The sequence below is a fragment of the Asanoa sp. NPDC050611 genome (assembly GCF_040654855.1).
Classification (GTDB): Bacteria; Actinomycetota; Actinomycetes; order Mycobacteriales; family Micromonosporaceae; genus Asanoa.
In genome coordinates this window covers 20,725-32,159 of sequence record NZ_JBFAIU010000052.1, presented here as the reverse complement: position 1 = coordinate 32,159, position 11,435 = coordinate 20,725, and the positions used below count along the sequence as shown (strand labels likewise).

Below are 11,435 nucleotides of genomic sequence, written 5' to 3'. Positions count from 1 at the left end.
GTGGCGCTCGGCCAGTCGCTGGGCGCGTTCGACGACCCGTCCACCGACCTGACGGGCAGCCGACCGTCAGCAGCACTGCCAGCGCCGCGGCGCCCCCGGCCAGCAGCCGGTTCTGGCCGATCTGGTCGGCCCGGGTGTTCAGCAGCCGTTCGACCTCGTTGAGGATCGTGCTGGACAGCTCGCCGGCCGCTGCCTGCAACTGGCCGCGATAGATGGAGATCATCGACTTGTCGCCGCTGGTGGCCGGGCGCGGTTGCGCGAATCCCGCAGCGATGATGTCGGCGGTGCGTTGGTAGCTGTCGAGGCGGCTGAGCAGGTTGCTGCCCAGGGTGCGGCTCTCGGTGCTGTCCACGGCGGACCGTAGGTCCTCGACCAGCCGGGTCGAGGCGTCGAACAGCGTGACCCGTTCGGCGACGAGCAGCGCACCGAGTTGGGTCTGCTGCTCCGGCGTGAGCCGCAGGGGGGTCCGGCCAGGGGCCGGCGCCGTGCGCGCGGCTTCGGCGATCAGGGCCACGTCGGCCAGCCGGCCGACCGCGAGAACCGCGACCGGCAACTCGCCGGCGGCACTGTTCTGCAGGTGGAACGCGTCGCCGTCGGGGTCGTGCACGAGGCCGGACTCGTCGCGGACCTTCGCGTAGAGGGCGAGGACCAGGTCGCCGACCTCGCGGTAGGCGGCCATCGTCTCGAGCGGGTTGCCGCTCGGTGCCGCACCGCGCAACGTCTCCAGGCGGCTGCGGATCCCGGTCCAGCGTTCCGTCGTGCGCAGGGTGGCGCCGAGCCGCGCGTCGGTGGCGTCCGCCTGCTGCACGGCGACGACGAGCGCGTCGCGTTGCGCCGGTTGGCCGGTCACGGCCGCGGACTGGGCGTCGGCCACGGCGAACACGACCTGCTGGAGGGTGCGCAGGTAGGCGACTCCGTCGAGCTCGCGCTGGGTCGCCGCCGCCCGGTCGCCCTCCGTGCGCCACGTCTGCGTGAACAGCACCCCGGTGGGCACCAGCAGCGCGACGACCAGAACGGACAGCAGCGCGGACAGCGCTCCCGAGCGGGCACGGGAACGCGGTGCGGAACGTGTCATCGGCAACCCCTCCACGAAGTGGTGGCACGGGCTGAAATATCCGCCCCGGCCGTCCCGTCCACCGGACGGAAAAACTAGTGGAGGGGCTCCCAGGCCGGGCCAAACCGAACAGCCATTTCTCCTTCATCCGTCGGTTTCTATGGCCCTGCGTGATGGATCACGTCAGGATTGATTACCGTGCGTAACTTGCTATCGGTTCATTGACCGCTCGGCGTGATACGTCGGATTTCGCGAGATAAGCACGTGAGGGCGGCACTTAAGACTCAGAAAATATTCAGGGTCGGCACCGTACCTTTGGCGCATGTCGCCACCGTTGTCCCGCACGCGTCGCCGGCTGCTCGCCGTCGGCGCCGTCCTGCTCGTCCTCGCCGGAGCCGTGACCTGGGCGGTCTGGCCGGACGACCCCGACTACCGCACGCAGGACGCGCGGATCGCGGTGCGCTCCGGACCGAACGGCGACGAACCGGTCGACCTGGACACCCGGCTGTTCCTGCCGGACGGTGCCTCAGCCACCGACAAGGTTCCGGCTGTGCTGCTCGCGCACGGCTTCGGCGGCACAAAGGAGAGCACCTACGCCGACGCCGAGGACCTGGCCGGCATCGGGTATGCCGTCTTGACCTGGACGGCTCGCGGCTTCGGGCGCAGCGGTGGGCAGATCCACCTCGACAACCCGGACTACGAGGTACGCGACGCGCAACGGCTGGTCGACTGGCTCGCCGCCCGGCCGGAGATCCGCACCGACGGCCCGGGCGACCCCCGGGTCGGCGTGGTCGGCAGCTCCTACGGCGGCGGGCTGGCGCTGCTCCTCGCCGGCCAGGACCCGCGGATCGACGCCGCGGTGCCGATGGCGACCTGGCACGACCTGCCCAGCGCGTTCCTGCCCGAGTCGACCGGGCAGGGTCCGGTCGACGGCGTCTTCAAGAAGACCTGGGCCGGGCTGTTCTTCGGCAACGGCGCCGGCGCGGGGCTCGGCGCCCTCGGCGACAGCGCCGGCGACCCGGCCGCGGTGGCGGGCGCGCTGGCCGGTGCCGACCCGGCGTGCGGGCGCTTCGCGGCCGACGTGTGTGCCGCGTACCAGCGGATCGCCACCACCGGCCGGGCCGACCAGGCCGCCGTCGACCTGCTCCGGCGGTCGAGCCCGGCCACGGTGCTCGACCGGATCAAGGCGCCCACGCTGCTCGTGCAGGGCACCGCGGACACGCTCTTCCCGCTCTCCGAGGCGGACGCCAACGCCCGCGGCATCGCCGCCACCGGCACGCCGGTGCGGGTCGCCTGGTTCACCGGCGGCCACGACGGCGGCGACGGCCCGCAGTCCGATCGGGACCGGATCAGGTTCCTGATGGCGCAGTGGCTCGACCACTACGTCAAGGGGACCGGAGACACCCCGTCGACGAGCTTCACCTGGTCGCGGATCACCGGCTTCAACGCGCTCGACCGGGGCGTGGTGACCAGCGGCTACTCGGACCCGGCGTACCCAGGGCTGGGCGGCACCGGCACCGGCACCGTGACCGTCACCGGCCCGGCGCAGCCGGTCGCCAACCCGCCGGCGGGCAACCCGGCGGCGATCTCGTCGCTCCCGGGCGCCGGCGGCGGGCTCTCCTCGTTCGTCAACGGGGTGGTCACCGACCTGCCGGGCCAGCACGCCAGGTTCACCTCGGCCCCGCTCGACCGGCCGCTCGACATCGTCGGGTCGCCCACCGTGCAGGTCCGCGCCGCGTCGCCGACCGGCGAGGCCGTGCTCTTCGTCAAGCTCTACGACGTCGACCCGGCCGGCGTGGCGACCCTGTCCAGCGGGCTGGTCGCGCCGGTGCGGCTCACCGGGCTGCCGGCCGAGATCGGCGCCGCCCAGCCCGTGTCGGTGACCCTGCCGGCGATCGTCCACCGCGTCGAGGCCGGCCACACGCTGCGGATCGCGGTCGCGACGTCCGACCAGGCGTTCGCGACACCCGCGCAGCCGACCGTCTACACGGTGGCCGTGCCCGGCGACGCGACCGCGGTGACCCTTCCGACCGTGCCCGGCGAGCCGATCGCCAGCCCGCAGGTGATCTGGCGGTACGTGCTGGTCGGCCTGCTGGCCGCGATCGCGGTCGGGCTCGTCGTGGTCGTCCTGGTCGTCCGCCGCCGCCGCAACCGGCACGACACCTCGGTGCATCCGGAGTACGCGGACGTCCCGCTGCGGGTCGACGGGCTGCGCAAGGTGTACGGCGACTTCGTCGCGGTCGACCGGGTCGACTTCGAGGTGCGCCGCGGCCAGGTCGTGGGCCTGCTCGGGCCGAACGGTGCCGGCAAGACCACCACGCTGCGGGTGCTGATGGGGCTGACCAAGCCGACCGAGGGCCAGGTGCACGTGTTCGGCCATCCGCTGGTGCCGGGCTCCCCGGTGCTGTCCCGGATCGGCGCGCTGGTCGAGGGCCCCGGCTTCCTGCCGCACCTGAGCGGCCTGGCCAACCTGCGGGCCTACTGGGCGGCCACCGGGCGGCCGGAGGCCGACGCGCAGCTCGACCGGGCGCTGGAGATCGCCGGCCTCGGCGAGTCGGTGCACCGCCGGGTCAAGACCTACAGCCACGGCATGCGGCAGCGGCTGGCCATCGCGCAGGCCATGCTCGGCCTGCCGGAGCTGCTGGTGCTGGACGAGCCGACGGATGGGCTCGACCCGCCGCAGATCGCGGAAATGCGCCGCGTGCTCAAGCGGTACGCCACCGACGGCCGGGCGGTGCTGGTGTCCAGCCACCTGCTGGCCGAGGTGGAGCAGACCTGCACACACGTGGTCGTGGTCAACAAGGGCGCGATCGTCGCGTCCGGCCAGGTCGACGAGATCGTCGGCGAGTCGCCGTCCGTGCAGATCGAGGTCTCCGACGCGGGCGCGGCGGCCGGCGTGCTCGGCCAGCTCGCGGGGGTCCACTCGGTCGCGGTGGACGGCGACCGGCAGCTCGTCGTCGACACGAACGGCACGGCGCGCAGCGAGGTGGTGGCCGAGCTGGTGCGGGCCGGCATCGGGGTGGAGCGGGTGGTGCCGCGGCGCCGCCTGGAGGACGCGTTTCTCGCCCTGGTGGGGGAGAGCTCTAGCGGAAGCGGTGACCGGTGATGACGACCGACGTTCAGGCCGGCGCGGCGCCTGGTTACCGCGCCGCACGTACGCTGCCCATCCGGGCCGAGTGGCGGCGGCAGTGGTCGCGTGCGCGTACCCGATGGGCCCTGGGCCTGATGGTCCTGCTGCCGTTGATCATCTTGGTCGCGTTCCAGTTCGACAACGGAGGCGACGACAACGGCGGCGGCGAGTTCGGCAGCCTGATCGACCTGGCCACCTCGGGCGGGCTCAACTTCACACTGTTCTGCCTCTACGTCTCGGCCACGTTCCTGCTCGTCGTGGCCGTGGCGCTGTTCTGCGGCGACACCGTGGCCAGCGAGGCGCAGTGGGGCAGCCTGCGCTACCTGCTGGCGGTGCCGGTGCCGCGGGCCCGGCTGGTGGCGGTCAAGCTGGTCGTCGCGCTCGGCTACTCGGGGCTGGCGCTGCTCACGCTGGCCGGCACGGCACTGGCCGTCGGCACGGCCCGCTACGGCTGGGAGCCGCTGCGCAGCACGGTCGCCAACGAGATCGCACCCGGCGCCGGCCTGGTCCGGCTGCTCGGCATCCTGGGCTACCTGGCGGTGGTGCTGCTCGTGGTGGCCGGGCTGGCGTTCCTGCTGTCGGTGTCGACCGACGCGCCGCTGGGCGCGGTCGGCGGCGCGGTGCTGCTGTGGATCCTGTCGAGCATCCTCGACCAGATCACCGCGCTGGGCGCCGTGCGCGACCTGTTGCCGACCCACTACAGCACGGCCTGGCTCGGACTGCTCTCCACGCCGGCCCAGTTCGACGACCTCGTCAAGGGCGCGATATCGGCGGTGGTCTACGCGACCCTGTTCTGGTCGCTGGCCTTCTGGCGGTTCGCCCGCAAGGACGTCACCAGTTGATCTCCTGAGGCGTGGTTCACACGTTGGGAAGGGACAGGCCTCCACCCCGGTGGAGGCCTTACTCTTGAGAGCACAACTGCATACCTCATCCAGAGGGGCTGAGGGATACGGCCCGACGACGCCCCGGCAACCACCACCGGCGACTCATCGCAGAGTCGCGCGGCGCGCAGGTGCCAATTCCGTCCCCGTCGCACGGTGCGGCGCGGGGAAGATGAGAGGACCCCAGCCTCATGACGTCGATCATCGACGAAACCGCCAGCTCCCCTGTCGCCGACTCGCCCGCGCGCGCCCTCGTCTGTCGCGGCTGCGGCGCGGAGTTCCCGCTCGCCGCGCAGCACGCCTGCTACCAGTGCTTCGGCCCGCTCGAGGTCGCCTACGACCCGGCCGCGCTGGCCCGGGTGACCCGTGCCCAGATCACCGCCGGCCCGCAGAACATCTGGCGGTACGCGCCGCTGCTGCCCGTCGGGCAGGACCCGGCCACCCGGGTGACCCTCGACCCGGGCCTGACCCCGCTGGTCTCCGCGGGTGCGCTGGCCGCCGAGCTGGGCATCACCGCGCCGCTCTGGGTCAAGGACGACAGTGCGAACCCGACCCACTCGTTCAAGGACCGCGTGGTCTCGGTCGCCCTGACCGCCGCCCGCGGGCTCGGCTTCAGCCGGTTCGCCTGCGCGTCGACCGGCAACCTGGCCAACTCGGTGGCCGCGCACGCGGCCCGGGCCGGCGCACCGTCGATCGTCTTCATCCCGGGCGACCTCGAGCAGGGCAAGATCATCACGACCGCGGTGTACGGCGGTGACCTGGTCGCCATCGAAGGCTCGTACGACGACGTGAACCGGCTCTGCAGCGAGCTGGTGGAGACCGACGAGTTCGAGGACACCGCGTTCGTCAACGTCAACGTGCGGCCGTTCTACGCGGAGGGCTCCAAGACGCTCGGTTACGAGGTCGCCGAGCAGCTCGGCTGGCGGATCCCGGCGCAGGTGGTCATCCCGATGGCCAGCGGCGAGCTGCTCACCAAGATTGACAAGGCGTTCAGCGAGCTCGTGGAGATCGGGCTCGTCGACGCGCCGGCCGGCGGCTGGCGGGTGTTCGGCGCGCAGTCGGCGGGCTGCAACCCGATCGCGACCGCGCTGCACAAGGGCACCGACGAGATCATCCCGGTGCGCCCGACCGGCATCGCGAAGTCGCTCAACATCGGCGACCCGGCGGCGGGGCTCTACGCGCTCGAGGCGGTGCGCCGGACGGGCGGCTGGATGGACTACGCGGACGACGACGAGATCCGCGACGCGATCCGGCTGCTGGCCCGCACGACCGGGGTGTTCGCGGAGACCGCCGGCGGGGTGACCACCGCGGTGCTGCGCAAGCTCGTCGCGTCGGGGCGGCTGGACCCGGCTCTGGAGACGGTCGTGTTCAACACCGGCGAGGGACTCAAGACGATCGATGCCGTCGCGGGTCAGGTCGGGCCGACGTACCGCGTCAAGCCGTCGCTTCGGGCAGCTCGGGAAGCCGGTCTGCTGGGCTGACGAAGGCCTGTTATCCAGGGTGGACTCATACGTTCGGGTGATGCGACGTGTGCGCCCCGTAGTGGTGATTTTGCCGTCCGTCGAGAAAACATGGCCACGGGGACTTGACGACCATGATGGGTACCCCGCAGGATGCTCCGTGCGGGAGGGCGAGCCGCCGTAGACTTTTGAAGTTCTAGCGACCCAGCGCCGGAGGCGTTGTGCGACCGCCCTCCCGACCAACTTCGATCGAAGGCCCCGTCCACGGACGGGGCCTTCGTCGTGTGTCGCACTTACGTGCTTGAATGCTTGTCGGGAGCTCGGGCCGTCACGAAACCTCTCACCGTGACGGGAGTCAACCATGCACCGCAAAGCTCTCCTCGGCGCGCTGCTGGCCGCGTTGCTGGGCATCGTGGTCGCCGCGCCGGCTAGCTCGCGGGCGCTCGCGCCCGTGCGTGTCATGCCGCTCGGCGACTCGATCACCGGCTCGCCCGGCTGCTGGCGATCCGTGCTCTGGAACAGGCTGCAGAGCTCCGGCTACACCGACGTCGACTTCGTCGGCACGCTCGGCCCGCAGGGGTGTGGGCAGCCGTACGACGGTGACAACGAAGGCCACGGCGGCTTCCTGGTCACCAACGTCGCCAACCAGAACCAGCTCCCCGGCTGGCTCGCCGCCACGCGCCCCGACGTGGTGCTCATGCACTTCGGCACCAACGACGTGTGGAGCAACGTGCCGCCGGCGACCATCCTCGCCGCGTACAGCAAGCTGGTCGACCAGATGCGGGCCAGCAACCCGGCGATGCGGGTGCTGGTCGCGAAGATCATTCCGATGGCGCCGAGCAGTTGCGGCGAGTGTGGAGCGCGGGTGGTCGCGCTCAACGACGCCATCCCGGCGTGGGCGGCGGGCAAGACGACCGCAGCGAGCCCCGTTGCCGTCGTGGACCAGTGGACCGGGTTCAGCACCGGTTCGGACACGTACGACGGTGTGCATCCCAACGCGTCCGGCGACCAGAAGATGTCGGACCGCTGGTATCCGGCGCTGGCGGCCGTGCTGTCGGGGTCGCCGCCCTCGCCGACCGCCTCGCCGACCGCGTCGCCGACGGCATCGCCCACTGTTTCGCCGACGCCGCCGGCCGATGGTGGTGGCTGCGTGGCGGCCTATCGGGTCGTCGGTCAGTGGGCCGGTGGTTTCCAGGGTGAGGTGACCGTGCGGAACGCCGGTTCTGCTCCGATCACCGGGTGGACCACGCGGTGGACGTTCGCCGGCCAGCAGCTCACCCAGTCCTGGAACGCGGCCACGACCCAGTCCGGGCCCGCCGTCACCGCGCGCAACGTCGCCTGGAACGGGTCACTCGCTCCGGGCGCGACCGCCACGTTCGGTTTCCTCGCGAGCTGGACGGGCGCCAACCCCGTGCCGGCGACCGTGGCCTGCACCGCCTCGTAATTGGCTCGCGTGTCCGCCGGGGGTTGGGCACCCTGGCGGGCATGGGCATCGTGGTCACCGCGCTCGATCCGGCCGACGAGGTCGGCGTCCGGCACGCCTTCGACATCAGGTCGCGGGTCGATGCCGCCGACCTGCCGGATTTCCCGCCGCTGGTCGAGTGGCAGTTCCGCGCGTCGATGCGGGAGCCGTGGCCCGGAGAGCGGCACGCCTGGGCGCTGGCCTGGCTCGACGACGTGCCGGTGGGCTTCCTGGAGATGAGCCTGCCGTTCCTCGAGAACACCGGGACCGCCGACGTCCGGCTCGAGGTCTCGCCGGATCACCGGCGGCGCGGGGTCGGGCGGGCCTTGCTGGCCCATGCCGAGCAGGTGGGCCGGGCCGACGGGCGCAAGACGCTGATCGCCACGACGGTGCACGCGCTTCCGGGTGGGCCGGCGCGGTCGACGGAGGGCGAGGCGTTCGCGCGCTCCTGCGGTGCCACGCTCGCGCTGACCGACGTACGCCGGCGGCTGTCTGTCTCTGATCTTTCCCAGGCGGCGCTGGACGGTCTGGTCTCGGCGGCGTGGGCCAAGGCGGCGGGCTACAGCCTCGTGCGCTGGCGTGGCTCCGTGCCCGACGAGTTCCTCGCCGACGTGGCCTATCTCGACGGGCGGTTGCTCTCCGACGCGCCGCTCGGCGACCTGGCCTACGAGGCGCAGAAGATCGACGGCGACCGGTTCCGTGCGCAGGAGGCGACGCGGGCGGCCCGGGGCCGGGTCATCTACTCGACCGGGGCGCGGCACGACGCCACCGGGCGACTGGTCGCCGTGACCACGATCGACGTCAACGAGGCGGTCGACTGGCACGCGTTCCAACAGATCACCCTCGTCGACCCCGACCATCGCGGTCACCGGCTCGGCGTGCTGGTCAAGGTGGACAATTTGCGCACGGTGCTGGGCGCGGCGCCTGCTCTGCGCGCGATCGACACCTGGAACGCGGCGGTCAACACGCACATGATCGCGATCAACGAGGAGATGGGGTTCAGGCCGGTCGACGGCTGGCATAACTGGCAAATCACCCTGTGACGTTTCTGCCTGTGGACAACGCCGCCGCGTCCTCGTGCAGAGGGCATGATGGCTCTCATGACGGAGACCCCGCACCCCTGGTTCGCCAACCACGCCGAGACGCTCGAGCGCGCCACCACCGCGATCAAGGAGCGTGGCTACTGGTCGGCCTATCCCGAGTCGCCCAGCCCTCGCGTCTACGGTGAGACGGCCGCGGCCGACGGCGAGGCCGCGTTCCGCGGCTACCTCGACGCCAAGTTCCCGCTCGACCAGCCCGGCACCACCGACTGGGTGGCCACCGAGCGCAGCCCCTTCGGCGTGCCGCTCGCGGTGTCCTATCCGCACGTCTCGCCGTCCGCGTTGATCGCGGCCGCGACCGCGGCGCTGCCCGCGTGGCGCGACGCCGGTCCGCAGACCCGCGTGGGCGTCTGCCTGGAGATCCTGTCGCGGCTGCACGCGCACATCTTCGAGCTGGCCAACGCGGTGCAGTTCACCAGCGGCCAGGCGTTCGTGATGGCGTTCCAGGCCGGCGGTGCCCACGCGCTCGACCGCGCGCTGGAGGCCCTGGCCTACTCCTACGTCGAGATGACCCGCCACCCGGCCGCCGCCGGTTGGGAGAAGCCGGCCGGCAAGGGCGACCCGCTGCGGATGACCAAGACGTTCCACGTCGTCCCGCGCGGGGTCGCGCTGGTCATCGGCTGCAACACGTTCCCGACCTGGAACTCCTACCCGGGCCTGTTCGCCAGCCTGGCCACCGGCAACCCGGTCATCGTCAAGCCCCACCCGGGCGCGGTCCTGCCGCTGGCCATCACGGTCCGCTACGCGCGAGCGGCGCTGGAGGAGGCGGGCTTCGACCCCAACCTGATCCAGCTGGCCGCCGAGGCGCCGGGCGAGGGCCTGGCCAAGACCCTGGCGCTCGACCCGGCCGTCCGCATCATCGACTTCACCGGCTCCACGGAGTTCGGCGACTGGCTGGAGTCCAACGCCCGCCAGGCGTCGGTCTACACCGAAAAGGCCGGCGTCAACACCATCGTGATCGACTCGACCGACGACTTCGCCGGCATGTGCCGCAACATCGGCTTCTCGCTGACTCTCTACAGCGGCCAGATGTGCACGACACCGCAGAACATCCTGGTCCCGTCGGCCGGCATCGCGACCGACCAGGGCCACAAGACGTTCGACGAGGTGGCCACCGCCATCGCCGCGGTGGTCGGCAAACTGACCGGCGACCCGGCCCGCGCGGTCGAGCTGACGGGCGCCATCGTCAACGAGGGCGTCCTGACCCGCCTGTCGGAGGTGACGTCCGTCGGCGAAGCGGTCCTGCCGTCGGCGCCGCTGACCCACCCGGCGTTCGCGGACGCCACAGTCCGCACACCCACGCTCCTGAAACTGACCGCGGCGGACTCGGCAACCTACGGCCGCGAGTGGTTCGGCCCGATCTCCTTCATCATCGCCACGGACTCGACCGCCGCGAGCATCGACATCTTCCGCTCCACGGTCCTGACCAAGGGCGCCCTGACAGCGTCGGTCTACGCGACAGACGAGTCAGTCCTATCGGCAATGGAGTCGGCCTCCCTGGACGCCGGCGTCCACCTCTCCTGCAACCTGACGGGCGGCGTCTTCGTCAACCAGTCGGCGGCCTTCTCGGACTTCCACGCCACAGGCGCCAACCCAGCGGCCAACGCCGCCCTGACGGACGGCGCTTACGTGAGCAACCGCTTCCGAGTGGTCCAGTCCCGCCGCCACACGACCGCCTAACCACCACGCCGCGGCGCGGCGCTCACGTGCGCGCCCGCCGCGGGGGTCCGGGCAGGGTGCTCTGCTCCGTGGGCACGTGGGCTTGATCGCTGCGGCGTGGTGCGGTGGTCGGTTGGGTGTCGGGCGTGGGTGGCCTGGGCGTGGGGCTTTGTTCCGTGGGCACGGCAGGGCTTGATCGCTGCGCCGTGGTGCGGTGGTCGGTTGGGTGTCGGGCGTGGGTGGCCTGGGCGTGGGGGTTTGCTCCGTGGGCACGGCAGGCTTGATCGCTACGCCGTGGTGCGGCGGTCGGTTGGGCGCCGGGCCCATGCGCCCGGTGTGGCGCCTGCTCCGTCGCCACCACGGCCTGACCGCTACACCGTGCGGCGGTCGGTTGGCCCCGGGGCCCGGGCGTGGCGCCCTGCTCCGCCGCCACGCCGCGGCCTGACCCTCGCAAGTCGGCGCGGCCGCCATCAGCCGCTGCGCCGGGCCGCGTGGTCGCGGGCTGTGCCGCCGGGACACGCGTGCGGCTGGTCTGGAGGGTCGGCTCGGGGCCGTTGAACCGGAGCCTGGAGCCGCGACCCCAAGTGCGTTGCTCAGTCGCCGCGCTCGGCCGCCGGTCCCGGCGAGCCGTTCCGCGGCCTCGCGCAGCGGTCCCGGCGTGCCGTTTCGCGGCCTCGCGCAGCGATCCC

Annotated in this window: 7 protein-coding genes and 1 riboswitch; of the genes, 6 read left to right on the top strand and 1 reads right to left on the bottom strand. The window is 72.1% G+C overall.

Going from position 1 to position 11,435, the window contains the following annotated elements:
• Positions 1-1,075: hypothetical protein (locus AB0H87_RS11205; RefSeq protein WP_360142755.1), on the bottom strand; the 1,075-nt coding region annotated here is incomplete at its 3' end.
• Between the two features lie 301 nt (positions 1,076-1,376).
• On the opposite strand from AB0H87_RS11205, the gene AB0H87_RS11200 reads away from it, so the two are divergent.
• The 6 genes from AB0H87_RS11200 (at position 1,377) to paaN (ending at position 10,767) form a co-directional block, all read left to right on the top strand.
• Positions 1,377-4,160 carry an alpha/beta fold hydrolase gene (locus AB0H87_RS11200; protein WP_360142753.1) on the top strand — a complete coding sequence of 928 codons (2,784 nt, stop codon included), beginning with the start codon at positions 1,377-1,379 and terminating at the stop codon, positions 4,158-4,160.
• Positions 4,160-5,026: an ABC transporter permease subunit gene (locus AB0H87_RS11195; protein WP_360142751.1), complete on the top strand. Its 867-nt coding sequence runs from the start codon at positions 4,160-4,162 to the stop codon at positions 5,024-5,026. Before AB0H87_RS11200 ends, AB0H87_RS11195 begins: the two co-directional genes overlap by 1 nt.
• Positions 5,027-5,108: 82 nt before the next feature.
• Positions 5,109-5,244: riboswitch (SAM riboswitch) on the top strand.
• Between the two features lie 12 nt (positions 5,245-5,256).
• Complete coding sequence (gene thrC / locus AB0H87_RS11190; protein ID WP_360142749.1) at positions 5,257-6,546, top strand: threonine synthase; 1,290 nt, start codon at positions 5,257-5,259, stop codon at positions 6,544-6,546.
• Between the two features lie 340 nt (positions 6,547-6,886).
• Positions 6,887-7,969: a cellulose binding domain-containing protein gene (locus AB0H87_RS11185; RefSeq protein ID WP_360142747.1), complete on the top strand. Its 1,083-nt coding sequence runs from the start codon at positions 6,887-6,889 to the stop codon at positions 7,967-7,969.
• Between the two features lie 41 nt (positions 7,970-8,010).
• Positions 8,011-9,030: a GNAT family N-acetyltransferase gene (locus AB0H87_RS11180; RefSeq protein ID WP_360142745.1), complete on the top strand. Its 1,020-nt coding sequence runs from the start codon at positions 8,011-8,013 to the stop codon at positions 9,028-9,030.
• A 57-nt stretch (positions 9,031-9,087) separates the two neighbouring features.
• A complete protein-coding gene (gene paaN / locus AB0H87_RS11175; RefSeq protein ID WP_360142743.1) occupies positions 9,088-10,767 on the top strand; it encodes a phenylacetic acid degradation protein PaaN in 1,680 nt (559 codons plus the stop codon).
• Positions 10,768-11,435 lie beyond the last annotated feature (668 nt).